We start from the raw sequence: 21999 nt of genomic DNA on the forward strand, positions 1-21999 counted from the left end.
CGCGAATCGCCAAGACAGCCGGCGACGATTGCGATAGGATTGCGGCATGCGACCCGAAAACGACACTACGGAGCAGCCGGTTCTTGAGCTGACCGACGTGCGCAAGGCCTACGGCGACTTCGAGGCCGTGCGCGGAGTGAGCTTTGCCGTGTCCCGGGGCGAATGCTTCGGACTTTTAGGCCCTAACGGCGCGGGCAAGACCACCACCATCCGCATGATCTACGGCTTCTCGCCGCGCTGTGCCGGCGAGATCCGCCTGTTCGGCCAGGACATCGCCACGGCCTTTCGCCGCGTCAAGGCCCGCCTGGGCGTCTGCCAGCAGGGCAACACCCTGGACCCGGACCTGAGCGTGCTCGAAAACCTCCTCGTCTTTGCCGGCTATTTCGGCATCCCCCGGGCCGAGGCCAAGGCCCGGGCCGAGGAACTCCTGGCCTTTTTCGCCCTGGAAGGCAAAAAACGCTTCCAGTACGAGGAACTCTCCGGCGGCATGGCCCGCCGGCTCATGCTGGCCCGGGCCATCGTCAACCGGCCGGAACTGCTCATCCTCGACGAACCCACCACCGGCCTGGACCCCCAGTCGCGCAACACCCTGTGGGACCGGCTGCTGGACCTCAAACGCCAGGGCATGACGATTCTCCTCACCACCCATGCCATGGAAGAGGCCGAGCGATTTTGCGACCGGCTGTGCATCATCGACCACGGCCGGGTGGTCACCGAAGGCGACCCGGCCGGACTGGTGGCCGCCCATGCCGGACGCCACGCCCTGGAAGTGGAATCCCCGGAACCGGCCATGGCCGAACATCTGGCCGCCGCCGGGGCGCGGTTCGACCGCTCGGGCCGCCGGCTCATCGTCTACGGCGACGACAAGGCGGCGCTCCTCGCCCTTCGCGAGCGCTTTTGCGCCGAGTCGGGCTTTCTGCGGCCGGCCACCCTGGAAGACGTGTTCCTGCGCGCAACCGGCCGGGAGCTTCGCGAATGACCACCGATCCCCGCTTCACCTGGCTTTTTTGGACCGTCTGGCGGCGCAACCTGCTGGTCTACCGCCGCATCTGGACGGTCAACTTCCTGCCGCCCATGCTGGAGCCGGTCTTCTACCTGCTGGCCTTTGGCCTGGGCTTTTCCGGGCTGGTGCGGGAGGTCCACTGGAACGGCCAGACCCTGTCCTACACCGAGTTCTTCGCCCCCTCCATGCTGGCCGCCACCGTCATGTGGCAGGCCTTTCTGGAGACTTCCTACGCCTCGTTCGTGCGCATGTTCTACCAAAAAACCTACGACGCCCTGCTGGCCACGCCGCTGACCGTCGAAGAAATCATCATTGCCGAGATCGTCTGGGGCGCGACCCGGGCGGTCATCGCCGCCGTGCTCATGCTCGTGGTCATCGCCCTGCTCGGCTACGTCCCGAGCCTGCACGCCCTGGCCATCCTGCCCATCGCCTTCCTTGGCGGCCTGGCCTTCGGCGCCATGGGCATGGCCACCACCAGCGTCACCTCGTCCATCGACATGTTCAACCTGCCGATCTTCCTGGTTATCACGCCCATGTTCCTGTTTTCCGGCACGTTTTTCCCCTTGACCGGCCTGCCGGCCTGGGCCGTGGGCCTGGCCCAGGGCCTGCCGCTCTACCATCTGGCCGAACTCACCCGTTCCGCCTGCCTGGGGCTCCTCGACGCGTCTTCCCTCTGGCACATGCTGGCCCTGGCCGCCTGCGCCGCCCTCTTCATCCCCCTGTCCCTGGCCGGCATGCGGCGGCGGCTGGTGAAGTAGGCCACGAAAAAGAGGCCTCCGGCGGCTGGGGGCCTGAGGCCCCCAGACCCCCCAGATGGAAGAAAGGGGTAAAAGGGTTTTCAGCGGGGAGCGGCGCTCTGTCCACCGGAGCGCCAAGCGAGCGTTCACCGTAACTGCCGGGAACCACCGTTGCTCCAGCCACCTGGAAACCGCGCAAACAGTGCCCTTCCCCCTGCGCCGACTGCAGACGATTCGCCGTTGTCCCTGGCCCGGCTTGCCCGTGGGCCAAAAAGCCGTTGACAATGTCACTTGCCGGCGACTATCAAGCAGCCATGAACGCTCCAGCCCGCAAAACCTCCGCCGCCACGGCCAAGGACCGGGAAGCCACCAAGCGCCGGCTCATCGAAGCCGTGGGCCGGGTGCTGGCCCGGCAGGGTTTCCAGGCCGTGGGCGTCAACACCGTGGCCCGGGAGGCCGGGGTGGATAAGGTGCTCATCTACCGCTACTTCGACGGGTTGCCCGGGCTGGTGGCGGCCTTTGCCCGGGAGGGTGGCTTCTGGCCCGACCTCGACGAACTGTGCGGCGGCGACCGCCCGGCTTTCCTGGCCCTGCCCTTTGCCCAGCGGATGTCCCTGGCCGTGCGCAACTACCTGCGGGCCGTGCGCTCCCGGCCGCTGACCCGGGAAATCCTGGCCTGGCGGTTTCTGGAGAAAAACGACCTCACCGACGCCCTGGACACGGCCCGGGCCGAAGCCGGCGCGGCCATCCTGGCCCTGGCCGGGGAGGGCGTGCAGCGGCCGGACGTTGATCTGCCGGCACTGCACGTGCTGCTCGGCGCGGCCATCAACCACCTGGCCGTGCGCCAGGACCGCGAACCGGTCTTCGCCGGCTTGCCCCTGGACGACCCGGCCACCTGGGAACGCGTCGAAGCCATGCTCGACCGCATGGTGCTCGCCGTGCTGGGATAAATAAGAGGCCTCCGGCGGCCAGGAGAGGCGCTGCCTCTCCTGGACCTCTCCGCTGGGGGCCTGAGGCCCCCAGACCCCCCAACTGGGAAAATTGCGAAGGGGATTTCGGCGCAGATTGGTCTTTCGGCCGGTTTGTTGGGAAGACAAAGCGGCACTGTTCTTGACGGAAACGACGGTTGTTCAGGCCACCTGAAGCCATGCGGCCGACGCAGCCGGCCAAAGCCGTCGAAGCCTCCAGTGGGCGCAGCCTGCGCCCTTTTTTGGGGAACTAATGTCACCACAAGGTGACAAAATCCGCGCCCGACCCGGCCACCCCGGGTCCGGCCGGCAAGGAGAAGGGCCATGACGGACGAACTGACGCGGGAAAACGTGACGCCGACCGGGCAGCGCGAGCCGGTTTTTGGGCCGTGGTTGTTGGGACTGGGGCTGCTCTTGGCCGCCTTGCTGCTGGCCGTTTTGGGCGAGGCCCGGGCCGCCGACGAGGCCGGCACGGGGCTGGTGCGCGATCTGGAAGACCTGGACGCGGCCAAAAACGGGCAGGGAACGATTCGCATCGAGGCCCGCGGCGGCTGGACCGCGCCGCAAACCGTGTCCAAGGCGCGGTTTGCCATGGCCCGGGAAGAGGTGCGAGCCTATTACGAAACCGACCATCTGGCCCTGGATATGGGCTTCGAGACCGGCCAGTACGACTTCACCCGGACCGGGCGGTTGCCTTTTGGCGGACGCGCCCCGTTTGAGAACCTCTCCCGCTTCGAGGGCGGGCTGGCCGTCCAGGGCGGCCTGTGGTCCGACGTATCGGGATTTCTGGGGCTGCGGGGCGATCTCGGCTACGAGGACGCCCCCGACGTCCGGGGGCTTGGCGGCACAGCCATGGCCGGCCTGGTCGTGCCCATGGGGCGAAGCTGGCTGTTGACCCTGGGCGGCGGCGCGTCGGTCACGCCGGTGGACGTCCAGCCCGTGCCCATAGTTGCCCTGCGCTACGAAGCCCCGGCCGACACCGGCATCGTCGTGGACCTGGGCCTGCCGCGCACCGAGGCGCGCTGGCGTGGCGGCTCCTGGTGGACCCTGCGCCTGACCGGGGAAATCGACGGCGCCCACTATCATCTGGCCGACGACAACCTGGCCGCGCCCAAGGGCACGGTGGCGTTTTTCGCGCCCCGGGCCGGGCTTTTCGTGGACCTCACGCCCATGGCCGGCCTGAAGGCCAGCCTTGGCGCGCATTACGCCCTGCCTGGAACCATGACGTTTTACCGGGAGAGCGGTTCCCGGCTCAAGCGCTACGACACGGGCGGCGCGCCCGGCGCGTCCCTGCGCCTGGGCTGGTCGTTCTGACCGACGCCGCCCCTTGGGCGTCCCGGTCAGAGAACCGCGCCATGCCCAAAACCCTTAAACCTTTTCCCCATATGGGGGGTCTGGGGGCCTCAGGCCCCCAGCCGCCGGAGGCATCTTCCGCCTTTTCAAGGGGTGCGGGGCTACCCCGCCGCCAGGGCGTCGATGGCGCCAAGGAGGGAGTCGAAGGAGGACAGGCTGAAGATGATGAGCACCTCGCCGTCGATCAAGTGATCCTTCATGCTGAACTGGGTGCTGGCCACCAGCACCATGCCCTGGCTTTGGCCGATGATGGAGCCGATGTCGGCTTCGAGGTAATCGGGCGGGGAATAGCGCAGGGGTTCGCGCAGGATGTTGGCGATGGAGCCCATGACGCCATTGAGGACGATGTTGCCGACCTCTTGCAGGGTGCCGGTGCGCATGGCTGCGGCGTCGGCCGGCATGTTGCCGTTGCCGAGGATGACGGACACAAGCTTGTCGGCCGAGGTGGGCGGGAAAATGAGTGCGCTAAGGCCGGCAAATTCGCCGGTGAAGCTGAGTTGTACCGCCGAAAAAACGGAATTGGGCCGTGTGGCGTAGAGGGCGGCCAGTTGGACCGGCGTCAGCACCCGCAGCACCGGCACCTGGAGCTGGATGTGGGTGTTGACCATCTGGTTGAGCATGCCGGCGGCCCGGCCCACCCCGATGTTGATGAGCTCCTGCATGATGTCGAGCTGGAGCGAGCTAAGCGACATGCCGATGCCCCCATCTTGAATTCGCGGCGCGCGGCCAGGCCCGAGGCGGGCGGCCGGCGGCAGGGTTGCGATTGCGCTTTACAGCCAAACGTTCCGACATGGGCTAGCAGCCGCACTCCGCGAGCAGGTCGGCCAGCATCCGGCGCAACACGTCGTGGTCCACGGGTTTGTTGAGGAAGGCCCTGGCTCCGAGCTCCAGGCAGCGCGCCTTGGTGGTTTCCTGGATGTCGGCCGTGACCACGCAGACGCGAACGTCCGCCGCCTCGGCGGCCAGGGCCTCCAGCACGGCCACGCCGCCGGGATCGGGCATGTTGAGGTCAAGCAGCAGCACGTCGGGGTGGTGCTCGCGCAAAAGTCGCAGGCACTCGGCCCCGTCCTTGGCTTCGATGACCTCGAAGCCGGCTTCCTTGGCGGTCTTGGCAGACTGAAAACGCTGAAACATGGAGTCGTCGGCGACGATGAGCATGGGCATGGCGGTGTTTCCTACGACGGGCTGATCTAAAGTGTCTTGCGTCTGTTGTGTTGGCAAAAGCCGGCCGTGGCGTCAAGGCCGGGACGAAGCCGCCTCGAACACGTCCTGGCAGGCGTCGCGAAGGCCCAAGGCGAGCTTGCGGGCTTCGGCCTCGTCGCGGGCATTGCCGGCCTGCTCCAGGGCGGCGGCCAGTTCCTGGCAGCGGGCCGCGCCGATGGTGGCGGCGGCGGATTTGATGGTGTGGGCGTGCAAGGCCAGCCCGGCCAGGTCCCGGCCGGCCAGGGCCTGTTCGGCCAGGTCCAGACGGCGGCGCAGTTCGTCCAGGGAAATGGTCAGAATGGGGTCGAACAGCAGCTGGTCGATGCCGAGCCGGGCCAGGGCCCAACCGGTGTCCAGCACGCCCTGGGGGCCGTCGGCCAAGGGCGCGGCGACCGATGGTCCGGGAACCGCTTGCGCAGCCGGGGCCAGAGCCGCCGCGAGGCTTGCCGCCCGGAGGTATTGGGTGTCCTGGCGACGGTCCAGGGAACGGATCACCGAGGCCAGTTCCTCAAGATTGATGGGTTTGCCGATGTAGGCGTCCATGCCGGCGGCTGCGCACGCCTCGCGCACCTCCGGCGACACGTGGGCGGTGACGGCCACGATGGGCACGTCGGCGGCGACGATGGGCAGGTCCGGGCGGCCGCCGGCCCGAATGAGCCGGGCGGCGGTGAGTCCGTCCATGGACGGCATTTCGATGTCCATGAGCACGAGGTCGAAGGGGGCGTGGGCGAGCTTGTCCAGGGCGGCCTCGCCGGAGGTGGCCACGGCGACCTGATGGCCGAGCTTGTGCAGATGGATGGTCATGAGCTTGATGTTGACCGGGTTGTCCTCGGCCACCAGGACCCGCAGGCCGCCGCCCGGAGAGCCGAGGGCCGGGACCTGGCCAAAGGCCGACGCCGGCGGCCGGCCGGCCTCGAAGGGGATGGACAGCACGAACCGGCTGCCGTTGCCGGGCACGGATTCCACGGTGATGTCGCCGCCCATGAGCTGGGCCATCTCCCGGCTGATGGCCAGGCCCAGGCCGGTGCCGCCGTAGCGCCGGGCCGTGGAATTGTCGGCCTGGCGGAAGCTCTCGAAAATGGCCGAGAGCAGCGACGGTTCGATGCCGATGCCGGTGTCGGCCACGGCCAGTTCCAGATGGGGCGGCGTATCCGGGTGGGCCTCGGCATGGGCCAGGCGCAGGGACACGCCGCCAGCGGCCGTGAATTTGACGGCGTTGCCGACGAGGTTGACGAGGATCTGGCGGACCTTGCCCGGGTCGCCCCGCACATGCCGGGGCACGCCCGGGGTGATGTCCAGGGACAGCCACAGGCCCTTGGTCCGGGCCGAGACGCCCAGGGTCTTGACCACCGACCGGGCCAGCTCGTGGAGATCGTAGTCCACGACCTCCAGTTCCATCTGCCGGGCCTCGATTTTCGAGAAGTCGAGGATGTCGTTTAAGATGCCGAGCAGATGGCGGGCCGAATCCTGGACGGTTTCCAGATAGTCGCGCTGCTCCGGGGTCAGCTCGGTGCGAAGGGTCACGTCGGTAAGCCCCAGGATGGCGTTCATGGGCGTGCGGATTTCGTGGCTCATGCTGGCCAGAAATCGGCTTTTGGCCTGATTGGCCCGGTCGGCCTCCTCCTTGGCGGCGCGCAGGGCGTCGAGGTTGCGCCGCCGCTCCACGCCAAGGGCCAGTTGCTCGGCCACGGACAGGAGCAGATCGGCTTCTTTCTTGCCGTAGCGCCCGGAATCGGCAAAATGCATCACGGCCATGACCCCGAGCACTTCCTGGCGCACCCGGATGGGCACCCCAAGCCAGACCTCCGGGGTGCGGCCGGGCCAGGTCAGACCGGTCAGGCGCATTCCCCGCCGGGTGACGAGCAGGGGGTGGGCCGTGCGCATGACCTCGACAAGGACGCTTGTTTCCCGAAAATCGTTGAAATTTTCGCGAGTCAGCGGCGTCAGCCGTTTGGAAAGCTCATGGATGGGCGGCGGCGGGCCGTCCTGGCCGATGCAAAGGGCATGGTTCAGGGCGTCGGCCTCTCGGTCGACCAGGGCGATGAGAAATTCGTCCACATCCACGGCTTCGGCCAGGATGTTGCGCACGGCCCGAAACAGGCTGTCCATGTGCTCTTCCGAGGCCACGGCGCTGGACACCCGGTAGAGAATGGAAGTGGTTTTTTCGCTCTCGCGCAGTTCGTCCACGGCCAACCGGGCGTCGGTCATATCGCGCAGGCTGGCCACGATATAGCGTTCGTCGGAGCCTTCCTCGACCCAGGGCGAATAGTGGATGGACAGATAGCGACGGCCCCGGGCTGGAAGTTCCACCCAATATTCGAAATGCACGACTTCGCCGGCGGCGCAGGAGGCCAGGCGCGGGGCCACCTCCCGGTCGAAATAGTCGGGATCGAGAAAATCCGTGGCATGGTGGCCGACGATGGCTTCGCGGGCGTGGCCAAAAGCCGCTACATAGGCATCGTTGACGAACACGTAGCGGCCGTCGGGCGTCACCAGGGCGACCATGTCCGTGGAAGCGGCGATGATGCGGGCATAGCGGCGAAGCGAATGCTCGGCCGTGTCCATGGCCGAACTATCCTGAACGAAATGCTCGTAATAAAGGGGGTTGCCCTCGGCGTCGGGAATGGCCCGCACGTCGCGCCGGGTGGCGAGCAGGCTGCCGTCGCGGCGACGCACCGTGGCTTCGAAGCGGCTGACGGCCCCGGAATCGGCCAGTTCCTGCTCCATGGCTTCGCGCCGGCCGGGTTCGGCGTAGAGCTGGCCGGCGATGTCGCGCACCGCCCGGGCCAGTTCCCGGGGCGAGGCGTAGCCGTACATCCGGGCCAGGGCCGGGTTGGCCTCGATATAGCGGCCGCCCGGCGTGGTCAGGGCCACGCCCAGAGGGGCATGTTCGAACACGCCCCGGTAGCGGGCCTCGCGTTCGGCCAGATCGGCGATCTCCCGGCGCTGGCGGTCGGCTTCCCGCTCCAGCCGGGCCGTGCGCTCGCGCACCCGGCGGTCAATGAGCGCCGCCTCGGCCCGCACCACCCGCTCCAGGCGGCTTGGTTCGGACACGTCGGTGAGCACGCCGATGCAGTAGAGCTTGTCGCGGCCGGCGCTCGCCAGCTCCAGCACAAGGGAGCCGCGCCGCGTCTCGCCGTCGCGCCGGAAAAACCGCACGCCAAGGCCCTGGCGGTCGCCGAGGCCGGCCAGGGCTGCGGCAGCCCGGGCGGCCTCGCCGTCGGCGCTTCCGAAAACCGCCTGAAAAAAAACATCCCAGGCCTCCTTGCGGGCCTTGCCGGCATAGCCCAGCAACCGGCGCAAGGACGCGGCCAACCGCACCATGCCCGTGCCCGGCGTCCAGAGAAAAAGCCCTTGGCGGCCATGGACCGCCGCCCAGTCGATGCCGGCCTCGCCGGCTTCGTCGGCGGCGTCGCGTTCAGGCAAGAACAAGGTGGCCGGCTCCACCCCAAGGGCCCGGCTGAAGGCGTGAATGACAGCCAGGGATGGTGCGGCCGCCCCGCGCTCGATCTTGTTGCAATGCTCAAGGGACACGCCGGACCGCTCGGCAAGCCGAGCCTGGGTAAGGCCGCACAGCCGCCGGACATGGCGCAGCCTGCGCCCGAAAAGTGGTGCAAAGTCCGTTCGATCCATGAACGACCCCAACAAGCGTCAATGCTGTTGGAATGATAAAAACACGTAACAGCATTACGTGTAAAGGCCTGGGACCGGTCCTTTTTAACGCATGTCACAAATAACACATCTTCATAAAAACACAGCCGATCTTGACTCATCGCCGACATATGGGAATAGCATCATGCCCCAAAAGCACAGGAGAGTGACCCATGCGCGCCATCATCCCCGTTTTCCTGGCCCTGATCCTGGCCGCCGGCTCGGCCCTGGCCGGCCCCACCGTCGAGGAAAGCTACGGCCCCGGCCCCAAGACCTTTTCCCTGGCCACCGGCAGCCCCGGCGAACTCGGCCTGTTAAAACTGCTTGGCGAGGGCTACTGCGCCCAGGCCGGCTGCCGGCTGGACTGGATCAAGGCCGGTTCGGGCCAGTCCCTGGACATGCTCCAGAAAGGCGAAGTGGACATGATCATGGTCCACGCTCCGGCGGCCGAGAAAAAAGCCGTGGCCGAGGGCTGGGCCGGCTGCTCGACGCTCATTGGCTCCAACGAATTCTTCATCGTCGGCCCGGCCGCCGACCCGGCCGGCATCGCCAAGGCGACCTCGGCCGCCGACGCCTACCGCAAAATCGCCCAGGCCCAGGCCAAGTTCTTCTCGCGCGGGGACAACTCCGGCACCCACAAAAAGGAAACCGACACCTGGAAGGATGCCGGCATCACCCCCTCGGGCGACTGGTACGTCGTGACCAAGGCCTTCATGACCGCCACCCTCAAGCGGGCCAATGACGAGGCCGGCTACTTCATGACCGACAGCAGCACCTGGGTGGCCGAAAAGAAAAACACCCCCAAGCTGCAAATCCTGTTTTCCGGCGACAAGAAGCTCGTCAACACCTACCACGCCCTGTGCCGCCAGACCGACGGCAAGCCGGCCTCGGAGCTGGCCGCCGGCTTCATCGCCTTCGTGGCCTCCCCAAAGGGGCAGGACATCATCCGGGCCTTTGGCAAGGACGCCCACGGCGAAGCGCTCTACAACGACGCGGCCTACGCCAAGAAATACGAATAACCGACGCACCGGCCGGCCGGGGTCGCAAGCCCCGGCCAGCCGACGCCCTAAAGACGGCAAACGCCGTTTCCTCAACCCCTTTCGACCAATATCGCCCCCCTTACCCCCTTTCTTCCCTCTGGGGGGCCTGGGGGCCTCAGGCCCCCAGCCGCCGGAGGCCTCCCCCTCCCCCATTCACTCCCCACCTGCCCCCCTCACCCGGCATTGACTTCCCGGCGGCAAAACGGGAACAAGGGCACGGACGCGAGCGTTTTGCCGCGCCGTGATGCCGTTGCCAGGGAGATCGATTGTTTATGGATGCCGTGAGTTTCGCCGTCCTGCGTCGGGCTGTGGATTGTCTGGCCCTTGCCGAGGACACGGGCCGCAGCCTGGATGCCGTGCTGGCCGGGTTGTTGGCTGTTTTGGCCGAGACGCCGGCCTTGACCCATGCCGCCGTGGTGCTGCTCGACGCCGACGAGCGGCCGGCCATACGGGCCAGCCTGGGATCGCCGGACATGGGGCTTATCCTGTCGGCGACGCTGGAGCGCGGCCAGGACGCGGGCCGGGCGCGGGTGTTGCGGCGCGGCGCGGCGGCGGTTGCGGCCGACGACAGCGGCGAGGTGGTGGTTTCCCGCGACGAGGCGGCCATGCTGGCCGCGCCGGTGGTGGTGGGCGGCGCCTGCGCGGGCGTTTTTTTTGCCGACGCGCTCCTGGGCGGTGAGGCGTCCCTGGCCGACGAACTGCGCGCGGCGGTGCTCATTGCCGGGCTTATCGGCCGGCTGGCGGACATGGCCGGGGTGGCCGTGTCGCGCGGAACGGCCCTCACCCGGGAACTGACGTTTTTGCGCTCCAAGGTGTCGTTGCGCTACCGCCATGTGTTTTCGGACGGCCAAAGCCCGGTGATGCGCCAGTTGCGGGCCGAGGCCGACCGGGCGGCCCTGTCCGACGCGCCGTTGGCCCTGGTCGGCGAGGACGGCTCGGGCCGGGCGGTGCTGGCCCGGCTCATCCATGAGCTTTCGCCCCGGGCGGTGCATCCGTTTACGGTGTTCGCAGCCGGGGAGCAGTCCGACCCGGCCGAAGCCGGCCGCCGGCTTTTCGGCGGGGCGCGGGGCTATGCCGGGGGCAGCGGCCCGGGACTTCTGGAAGAGGCCGAGGGCGGCATGGTGCTCATCGAGGACGCCCACCGTCTGCATCCAGAGCTGGCCCAGCGTCTGGCGGCCTACCTGGCCACGGGCACGTACACCCGCCTGGGCGGCGGCCGGGAGCGCCGGGGCACGGCGCGGCTGGCCTTCCAGGCCCCCAGCGAACAGGCGCTGTCCCCGGAACTGACCGCCGTGGCCACCCTGACCGCCATCCGCGTGCCGAGCCTGCGGGAGCGCCCCGAGGACATCCCAGCACTCCTGGACCATCTTTTTTCGGTGGAAGCCGCGCGCGGCGGCCGGCGCATGACGCTCACGTCCAAGGCGCTGCGGGCGCTGGAGACCTACGACTGGCCGGGCAACATCCGCGAGATGGAACTCATGGCCTCGCGGCTGGCCGTGACCGCCCCGGAAGAGCGCATCGACATCGCCGACATCCCCCCCGAGGTGCTGGCCGAGGGCGAACGGCCGCCGGTTCTGCCCGAGGACGCGGCCGAACTGCGCGACATGGAGCGCCAGCAGGTCTTAAACGCCCTGGAGCGCCACGGCTGGGTGCAGTCGCGGGCCGCCCGGGAGCTGGGGCTCACCCTGCGCCAGATCGGCTACCGCATCCGCAAATACGGCCTGGCCCGCGAGGGCGAGGAAGACGTCTGATCGGAGACCGGCCATGCCCCAGGGACTGAAAGACTTCATCGACATCGCCTTCAAGCTGGCCGTGCTGGCCGCCTTGGCCTGCTTCCTGTTCTTTTACGGCGAAGGCCGCAGCGTCGGGCGTTACCAATACATTGCCAACGGCGAGCAGGAATACGTCATGGACACGGCCACGGGCGTGATCTACCAAAACGGCTTTTCCATGAACCACGTCACGGGCAAGGAAACCCTGCCGCCGGGCGGGGCCAAGGGGCGCTAGCCATTTGTGCTAAAAATAATACAAGTTATTTTTAGCAGTTAGCATTGCCCGACCCAACGGCCCATGGTAAAAGGCCCTCCAATCGGCGAGCGCGGCGGCTCGCCCCAAGGAGCAGCCATGACCACCCGCGAGGACGTGTTCACTTTCTACCTGGGCTTTGACGACACCGACACCAAGACGTCGCCCAAGGGCACCGGCCGCACCATCCGCGATTTCTGCGCCACCCTGCCCGAAACCTACCGGCTGCGCGCCGTGCTGCGCCACCAACTGCCCAAACGGCCGGAAATCCCCTTCACCAGCAACAACAGCTCGGCCTGCGCCGTCATCGAAACCGACGATGCGTCCCTGGGCCGGATTCTTTTCGACCGCGCCGCCGCCTATCTGACCGAATGCGCCCCGGAGGGCAGCGATCCGGGCGTGTGCCTGGCCGAACGCCGGGCCGTATCCGACGCCCTGGTCGGCTTCGCCCTGGCCTGCAACGGCGGCGTCATGCGCCAGGACCAGGCCATGGCCGCCGCCTCGGGCGTCTTCCTGGCCGGCCTTGGCGGCACCAATGACGGCATCATCGGCGCGGCCGCGGCCATCGGCCTCACTCGCCACGGCTGGTGCGGCCGGTTCATCGAACTGGGCGACATGCGCTCCCTGCCAAACACCGTGACCGTGGGCGACCTGCTGGCGCGCGGCATCCAGGTGGCCAGCGTGGACCGCGACCCCCTCACGCCGCTGCCCGGCCATACCGTGGCCACCGGCGGCTGGCTGCGGCCCTCGCTCATGGCCGGCCAGGCCGTGCTGCAAGTGCGCGCCGACGGCGACGGCCGCTGGGTCGCCGCCCTGGCCAAACGCCGGGACAAGGCGGCTTAAGGGAAGGAAAACAGCACGACCAGAGCGGGCTCTGCCCGCGCCCGCCGGGGGGCTGAGCCCCCGGCCCCCTCGGCGGGAAGAGGCCTTACCGTTTTTTGTAGCGCTCCACGAAAGCCAGCAGGCTGGCGGCGTGGCGCTCCATGTAGCCCACCCAGGCGTCCAAAACCTCCCGCCCCTCGTCCGTGATCGCGTACACCCGCTTGGCCGGACCAGACCCGGACGCGTCCCACTGGGACGCCACCAACCCCTCGTCCTCCATCTGGCGCAAGTGCCGGTAAATCATCCCCGGCGGCGCGTCGCCCTTCAAAAATCCATACTCGCCAATCTGTTGCAACAGCTCATAGCCGTGCGACCGGCCGTCCAGCAACGCCATCAGGATCGACGGCTGCATGTAGCGGTCCTGTTTACCCGGCCCCGCTTTTTCCGACATGGCTTCACACCCCTTGACATATATACGTCAAGCACATAGGTTAATCTTAACATCAACCGAGGGCGCGTGCCCCCAGGAGGACGCCATGGCCAAGATATTTGCCCGCGAACGCCGCAAGATCGAAAAGGGCGAGAAAAAACCCCGCTTCCGCGTGGTCGCCGCCCAAGGCGACATCAAGTTTTTCGCCGAACATATCCGCAAGCGTGAACTCGAAGCCATCGCCAAGGAAATCGGCGCGCAGGTGGTCTACCTGCCCACCGACCCCGCCGGCGTCGGCGGTGAGAAGGTGGAAGAGTAGAGAGAGAAGAAAAGAGGAAGATGCCTCCGGCGGCCGGGGGGGATAATCCCCCCCGGACCCCCTTGATTTGGGGGGCGTGATGGCGGCGAGGGAAGCCCTCGCCGCCATCACGCCCCCCAAGCCAATGGGAGCCAGAAACAACTCTCGTCGTAGCCCATCCTGTCGCTCTTTCTCCACCACTTCGGCCCCGTCTTCGGGGCCGAGGGCCCGGGTGGGGTCGGGATTTTGGCTGGGAATAACGGCGCTCCCGCGCCGTTATTCCCAGCCAAAATCCCGACCCCATCTTCGCGCGCAGCGCCACGCCGCAGGCCTGACTGCCGCCGTCCGCCGCTGCGCCCGTCCGTCGCCCGTCGCCCGTCGCCCAGGTCAGGGGTCCGGGGGGCTGAGCCCCCCGGCGGGTGCGGGCAGAGCCCGCTCTTCGTCTTCGTCTTTGTCTCCGTCTTCTCTGCCTCGCCTACTCACCCCACGCTACTCGTCCTTGTAGACGATAGTGCCGACGTGTTCGCCGTTGAGGGCCGCGAGGATGTGCTCGGGATGGCGCAGGGCGTCGATGACCTGGAATTGTTTGATGACCTTGCTGTGCTTGAGGAAGCGCAGCACGGGCCGTTCCACGATGAGGTCGTCGAGGTTGAGCGCGGTCAGTTCGCTGACGGAGATGCGGCCGTAGAATTCGAGTTTTTCGCGGTCCTTGGCCTTTTTGGGATCGTCGCTGTAGAGGCCCTTTTCGTCCTTGAGGTAAATGAGCGATTTCGCGCCGATATTTTCGGCCAGGAGGAACGCGCCGGAATCGGTGCGGTGGGGCGGAATCATGCCCTCTTCGGCCGGGTGTTCGAAGAAGCCGTAGGGCGGGATGCCCGGGGTGATGGGCAGGTAGCCGAGCTGGCAGAACATGGTGAGCTGTTCGAGGTGATCGCCGTGGCCGATGCGCACGCCGCCGTGTTTGGCCAGGAGCACGGAGAGGATTTCGGCGTTCTGGGAGGCCACCTTGTCGCCGAGCTTGGACAGCACGCCCGTGGGCATGCCGAGTTCCAGGCCGATGTTGTAGATATGGCGCGCCCGGGTGCCGCCGCCGGTCATGAGGATGATCTTGTGCTGTTCCTTGGCCTTGAGCAGTTCGTCGAGGATTGGCAGCAGGGCCTTGGCTCCCCGGTCCATGATGGACTGGCCGCCGATTTTGAGCACGTTGACGTCGGGGTGCATACGGAAGACTTCGCGCTGGCCCTGGGTAGCCAAAAGCGCCCGGCTGACCAGGGATTCGCCCATGAGCGGCGAGTCGATATGCAGGCGGCCGCCTTCGGCCTGTTCACGGATGAGTTTGCTCATTGCGCCCTCTCTTCGATTAGTTTGAATATAGGATAATTGTCGGTATATCCTTGGAGAGCATAGCGCGCAAGAGGCAACGTGGCAGGAGCAAACCGTGACACCCGCCGCCGTGCGCGGTGAGGGGGAAGACGCCTTGGCATTTAACTTTGCTACCGGCTTGGCAAACATCACTGACACGTATATTATAAAACCGGTGTGAGTTAAATCCAGGAGGCTCCCATGTACTTCCCGACCGCCGGAATCGAGACCGCGCTCTGGCTTCCTCCCGTCGTCGCCTTTGCCATCTCCTTTTTCACCTCCATGGGAGGCGTATCCGGGGCCTTTCTCCTGCTGCCCTTTCAAATGTCGTTTTTGGGCTATGCCCACCCGTCCGTTAGCGCCACCAACCAACTTTTCAATATCGTGGCCATCCCCAGCGGCGTTTACCGCTATGTGAAAGAGGGGCGCATGGTTTGGCCGCTGACCTGGATGGTTATCGTCGGCACGCTGCCTGGGGTGCTTATCGGCGCGGTGGTGCGCGTGGCCTGGTTGCCTGATCCACGCGACTTCAAGCTGTTTGTGGGCTTGGTCATGCTCTATATCGGCGCGCGGATGGTCAAAAGCCTGTTTTTCTCCAGCGCCGACAAGGATGCGGCGGCGGCCAACGAAAAGCGGTTCCAAGCCATGGCCCGACGCCAAGGCCGCCAGGACGCCGACAGCCCCGCCCCCTCTGTCCGCGTGCTGTCCTTCACTGTAAAGCACCTATCCTATTCATTTTACGAAGAAACTTATACCGTCTCGACCATCGGCATCTTCAGCCTCTGCTTCATCGTAGGCATCGTGGGAGGGATTTACGGCATTGGCGGCGGTTCCATCGTGGCCCCTTTCTTCATCTCCTTCTGGAAGTTGCCCGTTTATACCGTAGCCGGAGCGGCCCTTATGGGCACATTTGTCACCTCCGTCGCCGGTGTAGCCTTCTATCAAGTTCTGGCGCCCTTCTATCCGACCATGTCGGTTGCCCCGGACTGGATGCTGGGCTTGCTTTTCGGCCTTGGCGGCATGGGCGGGATGTATCTGGGCGCGCGCTGCCAAAAGTTCGTTCCCTCGAAATACATCAAGCTCTTCCTCGTGGCCGTGCTCTTGTACACGGGCATCAAGTACACAGTCGACTTTCTGCGCTAACCGGCATTCCAGCTGGGCTAACGGCCGGGGTTCCAGGCCATGCCCGAGCGGAATCGACAGGAGGCTGGCGGATAATCAACAAATCCGCCTTGAGGATGCGACGGCCCCCACGGCGTGCCTGAAGCGTCAGCCGCCCAGGGCCATGGCGTAGAGCCGGGCCAGCATGTTCAGCGGCAGGGCGTTTTGCCACAGGCCCAGAGCGTTGGCCGCGATATAGACCAGGGCGAAGACGCCGGCCGAACCGGTGGCGGTGAGCCACCAGGGCGCGGGGATGCCGGCAAAGGCGAAGCGTACGGCTGAGGTCCGGCGGGGGCAGGCGACCACGCAGGAGCCGCAGCCCGAGCAGGTCATGGGGCGCGGACCGGCCGTTATGGGCAGATCCACCGGACAGGCGGCGCGGCAGCGGCCGCAGCCGGTGCAGCCATCGGCGTCGCGAGTGAGCGTCGTGGGGCCAAGACGGGCGAGCAGCCCGAGCAGCGCGCCATAGGGGCACAGCCAACGGCAAAACGAGCCGCGATAGACGAGCCCGAGCAGGGCCAGGACGGTCAGGACCACGACGGCGGTGAGGCTGGGGTGGGCGAAAAACAGCAGCATCCGGGCATCGGCCGTGATGTTGTAGGGCGAGCGCAGGAAGGCTTCGATGCCGGCCAAGTCCATGCCGAAGAACGTGGTGAAGAGGAAAAAGGCCAGCAGCAGGTATTTGGGCAGGCCCAGGACGGCGTCCAGGCGCGGGGGCAGGCTGCGGGCCAGGCCCAGGCGCTGGCCCAGACGGCCCAGGCGCGCGGCCAGGAAGCCGACGGGGCAGACATGGCCGCAAAAGCCTTTGCGAAAGACCAGCCCCATGGCCAGGGCGGCCAGAAGAATCCACAACCCGGCCGGATGCACCGGATCAAAAGAGCCGGTGGCCAGCAGCCGGCGCAGCCCAAGCAGGGCGCTTATGGGCAAAAAGCCTTCCACGCCGGCCGGGCGGGCCACCGTGCCGGCCTGGCCGGCGGTCACGGACAGACAGAAGCGGGCGAACTCCACCCCGATATAGACCGTTGCCAAGAAGAAAAACCACTGCGGCAGGCGCAGCAGCGCCTTGGGCGAAATACGGTACGACATGGGTGAGACCTTGGTTGGCTGACGGTGCGGCAGGAAAGAAAAGGTTTGGCGGCGGGCGGTCCTGGGTTTTCAAAAAATACGACGGTATTTTTGAGAAGAGCTCCCGGCTTTCACCTGTTGGCAGGAAACGGCATGGATTTCTCGCCAGGGGCGACACGAGCCTGCGCCGGGGCAAGCTCGGGTGGAGCGTCAAGCCGACGCGGCCCCCGGCAGGATGCCGCGCAGGGTGGTCCAGAGGTCCTCGGCGGTGAAGGGCTTGGTGAGGTAGGCGCTGACACTGGCGGCGTCGGCCTCGGCCACGTTCTGGGCCATGGCCTCGGCCGTGACCATGACAAAGGGCAGGTGGGCCAGGGCGGCGTCCTGCCGGACCTGGCGCAACAGATCGATGCCCTTCATGCGCGGCATGTTCCAGTCGGAGATGACGCAGTCCACCGGCTCGACGGCCAGCACTTCCAGGGCGTGCTTGCCGTCGTGGGCTTCCAGCACTTCGGTTCCGTCACAACCGAGCATCTTGCGCAGCACCCCGCGCATGACCTTGGAGTCGTCAACGACGAGAATACGAAGCGTCTTATTCATGCTTTCGCCCCAACCGGTACAGGATCAGCAACAAAACAGCACCGACCAATGTTGGTTGTTTTGCCCGAAAAGGCAAGCCAAACCCACACTGCAACGGCACAAAACCTTCCTGCCACGACGGCGCTCGCGGCCGATCCTGTCTGCGCCAGACGAAGACCGCATAAGCCTTATCCGGCCGCCGCCACGGAAACCTTGCATTTTTTGAGATACATGCAGGGGTTGTAGGAGAGTTTGGCCTTACGCAGCCCCTCGTCGCCCAAGTCCTGCTCGCGGTTGACCAAGGCATAGGGAACGCCGGCGTCGGCCAGGAACATTTGATTGATGGCCTGATACACGCCCTTGAAGCCCGGCCGGCCTTTTTCGAAGTGGATCACCAGCATTTCCTGGGTGAGCGCCTCGGCCACGGTGTAGGCGATCATCTCGCCGTCCACCCGGATGGCCCCGCCCATGAGGCCGGGGAAACGGTCCCAACTCTGGAGCACCCGCACGATGGCTTGGTTTTCGGCCAAAAGCGCCCCGGAATCCTCGGGATCGCGCCAGGCGAACCACTGTCGCTGGAGTTCCAGGGTTTCTTCCACGCAGTCCGGGGTCAGCGGCTTGTATTCGTAGTCGTAGGTGCGCTGGAACTGGCTGAGCAGATTTTTCTTTTTGTGGAACTTGTTGCCCCGAAGCTCGACCAGTTCGGGCACGCTGTAGACGTAGTCGTCGTGGTCCCGGGCCTCCTGGGTCGTCACCCGGTCGGGCATGGCGTCGGAGAGGATGCCGCACAACATTTCGGGCACCCGGATGAAGTCGAGCCCCTGGGCCAGGCACGGGCAGGCGCTCCAGTCGACGTTGGTCCACGGTCCCACCGGCGCCCAAAAGACTTCGTAGGGTTTGGTTTGCAAAATCCAGACATGGCTTTCGCCAAACCGCCAGGACAGGCCGTACTCCTCGGCCCAGCCCCAGAGGTTGCCGAAGCTGTAGTCCGATACCTTTTCGGGGCACCGGGCCAGGCGCTCCAGGTATTCGTCGCGCCGTTCCAGGGAAATAGCCTCAAAACCTTCTCGCATCGTTACTTCCTCGTCTTGCCGCCGCCCATGCCGAAACGCGTCCAATCCGCGTAGCGGTACACCCCCAGGCAGGCCAGCGACTGCACGGCCTGGGACACAAACATGGAAATCCACACCCCCTCGGCCCGGCCAAGGAGGCTATGCCCCAATAAAAACGCCAAGGGCAACCGCACAAGCCAAACGGAACCGCCGGTGACGAACATGGTGAGGAGCGTCGCCCCGGCTCCGGTCATGGCCCCGATGAGAATAAGACCGGCCACGGTAAAGGGAATGGCCGCGACGTTGTATCGCAGGTAGGAAACCGCCTGAGCCGCCGCCTCGGGGTCCGGGGAGACAAACGCGGCCGCAGCCGGCAGAAACGGCCACAGGCAAAGCCCCATGAGACTGATGGCGGCCACGCCCGCCCAGGCGATGCGGTAGCCCACCCGCCGGGCCTCGTCGGGCCGGCCGGCCCCGATCAGATTGCCGACCAGGATGGAGGCCGTGAAATTAAACGCCATGGGCGGCAAAAACAGGATAGATTCCAGGCGCATGCCGGCTGACATGCCGGCCAGGGCAGCCACGCTGCCCGTGGGCAGCGAGCCGACCACAGAAAAAAGCAGCAGATAGCCGGTATGCCACACGATCTGCATCAGCCCCGACGGCCAGGCGACCTTCAAGAGATAGCGGCTGGCGCAGCGCACCCAGCGCCAGCGGGGGAACTGGTCGCGCCGCAGCATCCCGACGTGGATGAGCGCGGCCAGGTTGAAGGCCATGCCGGCCGTGACCGAAAAAAACGTGCTCCAGGCCACGCCGGCATAGCCGAAGTCCGGCAGGCCAAAGCGCCCCAGGCCAAAGCCGAAATCACCCAGGGTGTTGAGCACGGCGGCCAGCCCCCAGGCGAAAAGCGGCGTCATGACCAGCCGGCGCGCCCGAAAGAGCGCATTGGCGATGATGAAAAACGACTGGATGGGCAGCAGCAGCAACAGGACGGTCAGGAAATAGCGGGCCGTGTCCCAGATGGGGGCCGGCATCTGGAGCAAGCCGAGAAAGGCGTCACGAAAGACCAGCCCCAGAGCCATGACGGCCACCGAGGCGGCCACGCCGGCCAGCAGGCACAGCCAGACATAGCGCCCGGCCCGGGCCAGACGCCCCGCGCCCTCGGACTGGCTGACGGCGGCCACGGCCCCGTTGGCCACGGCAGCGGCAACGACCTGGAAAAAGAACATGGCCTGGGCCAAAACGCCCACCGCCGCCTGGGTTTCGCGGTCGATGCGGCCGCCCACGTAGACATCGACGAAGCCGATGCAAAACGTCAAAAACATCATGAGGATCTGCGGCCAGGCCAGGGACCAGATGGTCCCGAAGCCGACGCCGGCGGCCAGCAGTCCGCTTTTTTTCTCCATGCAACCTCCGCCGTCGCGCTTAAGGCGTCTGGCGATACGGGAGCCGGCCTTCGCGGTCAACTCCCCCTTGGCAACAGCGGCCGGCTAAGGATAAGACAGCTTTGACATAACGCCAGAGCGGACTCGTGAGGAAAGCGGATGCACACGATCAACGCCGTGCAGCGGCTGCATTTATGGCTCGAAACCGGAGACGGCATGCTGCTCGGACTGGGCCGGATTCAACTTCTCGAACTTGTGGAGGAACTGGGGTCGCTCAACAAGGCGGCCTCGGCCATGGGCATGTCCTACCGCGCCGCCTGGGGCCGCATGAAGCAGACGGAAACCGTCATCGGCGAACCGCTGGTGGAGCGTTCGGGCCCCAAAAAAGGCTTTCGCTTGACCCCCCTTGGCCATGACTTGGTGCAGCTTTTTCGCGTCTGGCACAAGGATGTGGAAGCCTTTGCCGTGGCCCGGGCCAAGGAGCTTTTCCCCTGGCCAACCGAACCGTACAACGAAGAACACCCCAAAGCCCCCTCTTCTTCCTGAGGCCTGCCGGTGCTTTTTAGCCTGCGTATCGCGCTGAAGTCCCTGGCGACCCACAAGATGCGCACGGTGCTGGCCATGCTCGGTGTCTTTCTCGGTGCGTTCGCGCTCACGGGCGTGCTGCACGTGACCCTGGCCATGGAGCGCAAGGCCGTCATCGAGACGGAAAAGCTCGGGCCCAACCTGCTCATGGCCATGACCGGCAACATCCGTTTCCGCCGGGGCGACATCCGCCCCGACGCCGGCAACACCAATCTGAAGCTCCCCGACGCCGTGGCCCTGCTGCGCGGGCTGCCCTCGGCCGTGGACGGCGTGCCGTTTCTCAGCTTCCCCATGCCCATCCGGGCCGGAGACAAGAAGGTCATGTGCCAACTCGTGGCCACCTGGCCGGCCTATCCGTCCATACGCGGCGCCACGCCCCAGTTCGGGCGTTTCTTCGACCAGGCCGAAGAGGACGAGCGGGAGCTGGTCTGCGCCCTGGGACCGGCCATTGCCCGGCGGCTTTTCGGCACGCCCGAGGCGGCAGTGGGCCAGTCGGTCTTCATCTTCCGGGCCAGGCTCACCGTCGTCGGCGTCATGGAGGAAAAAGGCTCGGACGTGTCCGGGGCCAACCAGGACGAACAGATTTTCGTGCCGCTTTCCACCTTCATGCGGCGCATGTCGAACAAGACCTACATCCACGGGGTGTACGTGCGCCTGGCCGACGGGGCGGATTTCGACGCCTCGCGGGAAGCCGCCGTCCACATCCTGCGCAAGCGCCACGACATCAAGACCGACAAGGGGCAGCCCGACGATTTCAAGGTGCTGACCGCCAAGGACACCATGGAGGTCAAGCAACAGGCGCTGGATCTGGTGCAGACCCTGGGGTTTATCAGCTCGTCGCTGTCCTTTGGCATCGGCGGCCTGGGCATCCTCTCCATCATGATCCTGCTCGTGCGGGCCAGGCGTCTGGAGATCGGCATCCGGCGGGCGGTGGGAGCGCGCAAAAAGGACATCGTGCGCCAGTTTCTCATCGAATCCGGCATGATGGCCTCGGCCGGCGGTGCGGCCGGGACGGTGGTGGCCCTGGGCGTGCTGGCCGTGGTCTACCGGGTGGGCGAATTTCCCCAGGTCTACCACCCGGCGCTGATTGGCGGCACGCTCATCGGCTCGGCGGCCCTGGGCATCCTGGCCGGGGCCTATCCGGCCTGGCAGGCCTCCAATGTCGAGGTGCTGGCGGTGCTGCGGGACGAATAAGGACTTTTCTGGGCAAATTCCCTGGACAAACTAAAGGACATGAATAATTTTATCAGTACGATTTCATTACTTTTAAGCTGGACAAAATC

General features: G+C 66.2%; 21 protein-coding genes. 12 read left to right on the forward strand and 9 right to left on the reverse strand.

Going from position 1 to position 21999, the window contains the following annotated elements:
- The first annotated feature begins 46 nt into the window (after positions 1 to 46).
- From DMR_RS20640 to DMR_RS20655, 4 genes are all read left to right on the forward strand, one after another.
- On the forward strand, positions 47 to 979 hold the full coding sequence (locus DMR_RS20640) for an ABC transporter ATP-binding protein (protein ID WP_015862988.1): 933 nt from the start codon (positions 47 to 49) through the stop codon (positions 977 to 979).
- The gene (locus DMR_RS20645; protein WP_015862989.1) at positions 976 to 1761 is read left to right on the forward strand and encodes an ABC transporter permease; all 786 of its coding nucleotides are present in this window, start codon (positions 976 to 978) and stop codon (positions 1759 to 1761) included. Before DMR_RS20640 ends, DMR_RS20645 begins: the two co-directional genes overlap by 4 nt.
- A 293-nt stretch (positions 1762 to 2054) precedes the next feature.
- The gene (locus DMR_RS20650) at positions 2055 to 2690 is read left to right on the forward strand and encodes a TetR/AcrR family transcriptional regulator (protein WP_043601286.1); all 636 of its coding nucleotides are present in this window, start codon (positions 2055 to 2057) and stop codon (positions 2688 to 2690) included.
- A 342-nt stretch (positions 2691 to 3032) separates the two neighbouring features.
- The gene (locus tag DMR_RS20655) at positions 3033 to 4022 is read left to right on the forward strand and encodes a hypothetical protein (protein WP_015862991.1); all 990 of its coding nucleotides are present in this window, start codon (positions 3033 to 3035) and stop codon (positions 4020 to 4022) included.
- Between the two features lie 140 nt (positions 4023 to 4162).
- On the opposite strand, the gene DMR_RS20660 is transcribed toward DMR_RS20655, so the two are convergent.
- The 3 genes from DMR_RS20660 to DMR_RS20670 all read right to left on the reverse strand — a co-directional run bounded on the left by DMR_RS20660 (position 4163) and on the right by DMR_RS20670 (position 8897).
- Positions 4163 to 4753 (reverse strand): chemotaxis protein CheC, encoded by a 591-nt coding sequence (locus tag DMR_RS20660; RefSeq protein WP_015862992.1) that lies wholly within the window; start codon positions 4751 to 4753, stop codon positions 4163 to 4165.
- A gap of 103 nt (positions 4754 to 4856) precedes the next feature.
- Positions 4857 to 5225, reverse strand: coding sequence for a response regulator (locus DMR_RS20665; RefSeq protein ID WP_015862993.1), 369 nt, complete (start codon positions 5223 to 5225; stop codon positions 4857 to 4859).
- Positions 5226 to 5297: 72 nt separating this feature from the next.
- The gene (locus DMR_RS20670) at positions 5298 to 8897 is read right to left on the reverse strand and encodes a PAS domain S-box protein (RefSeq protein WP_015862994.1); all 3600 of its coding nucleotides are present in this window, start codon (positions 8895 to 8897) and stop codon (positions 5298 to 5300) included.
- 191 nt (positions 8898 to 9088) lie between these two features.
- Between DMR_RS20670 and DMR_RS20675 the strand changes: the two genes are divergently transcribed.
- From DMR_RS20675 to DMR_RS20690, 4 genes are all read left to right on the forward strand, one after another.
- Positions 9089 to 9934 (forward strand): substrate-binding domain-containing protein, encoded by an 846-nt coding sequence (locus DMR_RS20675; protein ID WP_015862995.1) that lies wholly within the window; start codon positions 9089 to 9091, stop codon positions 9932 to 9934.
- A 293-nt stretch (positions 9935 to 10227) separates the two neighbouring features.
- Positions 10228 to 11706 (forward strand): sigma-54-dependent transcriptional regulator, encoded by a 1479-nt coding sequence (locus tag DMR_RS20680; protein ID WP_015862996.1) that lies wholly within the window; start codon positions 10228 to 10230, stop codon positions 11704 to 11706.
- Between the two features lie 13 nt (positions 11707 to 11719).
- On the forward strand, positions 11720 to 11962 hold the full coding sequence (locus tag DMR_RS20685; protein ID WP_015862997.1) for a hypothetical protein: 243 nt from the start codon (positions 11720 to 11722) through the stop codon (positions 11960 to 11962).
- A gap of 117 nt (positions 11963 to 12079) precedes the next feature.
- Positions 12080 to 12823, forward strand: a complete 744-nt coding sequence (locus tag DMR_RS20690; RefSeq protein WP_015862998.1) for a hypothetical protein — start codon at positions 12080 to 12082, stop codon at positions 12821 to 12823.
- A gap of 85 nt (positions 12824 to 12908) precedes the next feature.
- Here DMR_RS20690 and DMR_RS20695 read toward each other — a convergent pair whose 3' ends face one another.
- Positions 12909 to 13253: a helix-turn-helix transcriptional regulator gene (locus DMR_RS20695; protein ID WP_015862999.1), complete on the reverse strand. Its 345-nt coding sequence runs from the start codon at positions 13251 to 13253 to the stop codon at positions 12909 to 12911.
- 85 nt (positions 13254 to 13338) lie between these two features.
- Here DMR_RS20695 and DMR_RS20700 point away from each other — a divergent pair, with 85 nt between their 5' ends.
- Positions 13339 to 13551, forward strand: a complete 213-nt coding sequence (locus tag DMR_RS20700) for a hypothetical protein (RefSeq protein WP_015863000.1) — start codon at positions 13339 to 13341, stop codon at positions 13549 to 13551.
- A 468-nt stretch (positions 13552 to 14019) separates the two neighbouring features.
- Here DMR_RS20700 and DMR_RS20705 read toward each other — a convergent pair whose 3' ends face one another.
- Positions 14020 to 14874: a uridine kinase gene (locus tag DMR_RS20705; protein WP_043601289.1), complete on the reverse strand. Its 855-nt coding sequence runs from the start codon at positions 14872 to 14874 to the stop codon at positions 14020 to 14022.
- A gap of 219 nt (positions 14875 to 15093) precedes the next feature.
- Here DMR_RS20705 and DMR_RS20710 point away from each other — a divergent pair, with 219 nt between their 5' ends.
- Positions 15094 to 16035, forward strand: a complete 942-nt coding sequence (locus DMR_RS20710) for a sulfite exporter TauE/SafE family protein (protein ID WP_015863002.1) — start codon at positions 15094 to 15096, stop codon at positions 16033 to 16035.
- A 126-nt stretch (positions 16036 to 16161) separates the two neighbouring features.
- Here DMR_RS20710 and DMR_RS25655 read toward each other — a convergent pair whose 3' ends face one another.
- From DMR_RS25655 to DMR_RS20730, 4 genes are all read right to left on the reverse strand, one after another.
- Positions 16162 to 17139 (reverse strand): 4Fe-4S binding protein, encoded by a 978-nt coding sequence (locus DMR_RS25655; protein ID WP_015863003.1) that lies wholly within the window; start codon positions 17137 to 17139, stop codon positions 16162 to 16164.
- A 189-nt stretch (positions 17140 to 17328) separates the two neighbouring features.
- A complete protein-coding gene (locus tag DMR_RS20720) occupies positions 17329 to 17715 on the reverse strand; it encodes a response regulator (RefSeq protein ID WP_015863004.1) in 387 nt (128 codons plus the stop codon).
- A gap of 167 nt (positions 17716 to 17882) precedes the next feature.
- Positions 17883 to 18767, reverse strand: a complete 885-nt coding sequence (locus DMR_RS20725) for a DUF2156 domain-containing protein (protein ID WP_015863005.1) — start codon at positions 18765 to 18767, stop codon at positions 17883 to 17885.
- A gap of 2 nt (positions 18768 to 18769) precedes the next feature.
- Positions 18770 to 20152 carry an MATE family efflux transporter gene (locus DMR_RS20730; protein ID WP_015863006.1) on the reverse strand — a complete coding sequence of 461 codons (1383 nt, stop codon included), beginning with the start codon at positions 20150 to 20152 and terminating at the stop codon, positions 18770 to 18772.
- A gap of 138 nt (positions 20153 to 20290) precedes the next feature.
- Between DMR_RS20730 and DMR_RS20735 the strand changes: the two genes are divergently transcribed.
- Together DMR_RS20735 and DMR_RS20740 are read left to right on the forward strand one after the other, a co-directional pair.
- Entirely contained in the window at positions 20291 to 20677 is a 387-nt protein-coding gene (locus DMR_RS20735; RefSeq protein ID WP_015863007.1) for a winged helix-turn-helix domain-containing protein, read from the forward strand.
- 9 nt (positions 20678 to 20686) lie between these two features.
- On the forward strand, positions 20687 to 21910 hold the full coding sequence (locus DMR_RS20740) for an ABC transporter permease (RefSeq protein ID WP_015863008.1): 1224 nt from the start codon (positions 20687 to 20689) through the stop codon (positions 21908 to 21910).
- Positions 21911 to 21999: the final 89 nt, after the last annotated feature.

Source organism: Solidesulfovibrio magneticus RS-1 (assembly GCF_000010665.1).
Lineage (GTDB): Bacteria > Desulfobacterota > Desulfovibrionia > Desulfovibrionales > Desulfovibrionaceae > Solidesulfovibrio > Solidesulfovibrio magneticus.

What these genes read in the sequence shown, in the direction of transcription:
- DMR_RS20675 (WP_015862995.1), top strand. Translation starts at nt 9,089, where the DNA reads ATGCGCGCCATCATCCCCGTTTTCCTGGCCCTGATCCTGGCCGCCGGC.
- DMR_RS20660 (WP_015862992.1), bottom strand. Translation starts at nt 4,753, where the DNA reads ATGTCGCTTAGCTCGCTCCAGCTCGACATCATGCAGGAGCTCATCAAC.
- DMR_RS20690 (WP_015862998.1), top strand. Translation starts at nt 12,080, where the DNA reads ATGACCACCCGCGAGGACGTGTTCACTTTCTACCTGGGCTTTGACGAC.
- DMR_RS20720 (WP_015863004.1), bottom strand. Translation starts at nt 17,715, where the DNA reads ATGAATAAGACGCTTCGTATTCTCGTCGTTGACGACTCCAAGGTCATG.
- DMR_RS20735 (WP_015863007.1), top strand. Translation starts at nt 20,291, where the DNA reads ATGCACACGATCAACGCCGTGCAGCGGCTGCATTTATGGCTCGAAACC.
- DMR_RS20640 (WP_015862988.1), top strand. Translation starts at nt 47, where the DNA reads ATGCGACCCGAAAACGACACTACGGAGCAGCCGGTTCTTGAGCTGACC.
- DMR_RS20645 (WP_015862989.1), top strand. Translation starts at nt 976, where the DNA reads ATGACCACCGATCCCCGCTTCACCTGGCTTTTTTGGACCGTCTGGCGG.
- DMR_RS20680 (WP_015862996.1), top strand. Translation starts at nt 10,228, where the DNA reads ATGGATGCCGTGAGTTTCGCCGTCCTGCGTCGGGCTGTGGATTGTCTG.
- DMR_RS20710 (WP_015863002.1), top strand. Translation starts at nt 15,094, where the DNA reads ATGTACTTCCCGACCGCCGGAATCGAGACCGCGCTCTGGCTTCCTCCC.
- DMR_RS20725 (WP_015863005.1), bottom strand. Translation starts at nt 18,767, where the DNA reads ATGCGAGAAGGTTTTGAGGCTATTTCCCTGGAACGGCGCGACGAATAC.
- DMR_RS20695 (WP_015862999.1), bottom strand. Translation starts at nt 13,253, where the DNA reads ATGTCGGAAAAAGCGGGGCCGGGTAAACAGGACCGCTACATGCAGCCG.
- DMR_RS20705 (WP_043601289.1), bottom strand. Translation starts at nt 14,874, where the DNA reads ATGAGCAAACTCATCCGTGAACAGGCCGAAGGCGGCCGCCTGCATATC.
- DMR_RS20700 (WP_015863000.1), top strand. Translation starts at nt 13,339, where the DNA reads ATGGCCAAGATATTTGCCCGCGAACGCCGCAAGATCGAAAAGGGCGAG.
- DMR_RS20665 (WP_015862993.1), bottom strand. Translation starts at nt 5,225, where the DNA reads ATGCCCATGCTCATCGTCGCCGACGACTCCATGTTTCAGCGTTTTCAG.
- DMR_RS20670 (WP_015862994.1), bottom strand. Translation starts at nt 8,897, where the DNA reads ATGGATCGAACGGACTTTGCACCACTTTTCGGGCGCAGGCTGCGCCAT.
- DMR_RS20650 (WP_043601286.1), top strand. Translation starts at nt 2,055, where the DNA reads ATGAACGCTCCAGCCCGCAAAACCTCCGCCGCCACGGCCAAGGACCGG.
- DMR_RS20730 (WP_015863006.1), bottom strand. Translation starts at nt 20,152, where the DNA reads ATGGAGAAAAAAAGCGGACTGCTGGCCGCCGGCGTCGGCTTCGGGACC.
- DMR_RS25655 (WP_015863003.1), bottom strand. Translation starts at nt 17,139, where the DNA reads ATGTCGTACCGTATTTCGCCCAAGGCGCTGCTGCGCCTGCCGCAGTGG.
- DMR_RS20655 (WP_015862991.1), top strand. Translation starts at nt 3,033, where the DNA reads ATGACGGACGAACTGACGCGGGAAAACGTGACGCCGACCGGGCAGCGC.
- DMR_RS20685 (WP_015862997.1), top strand. Translation starts at nt 11,720, where the DNA reads ATGCCCCAGGGACTGAAAGACTTCATCGACATCGCCTTCAAGCTGGCC.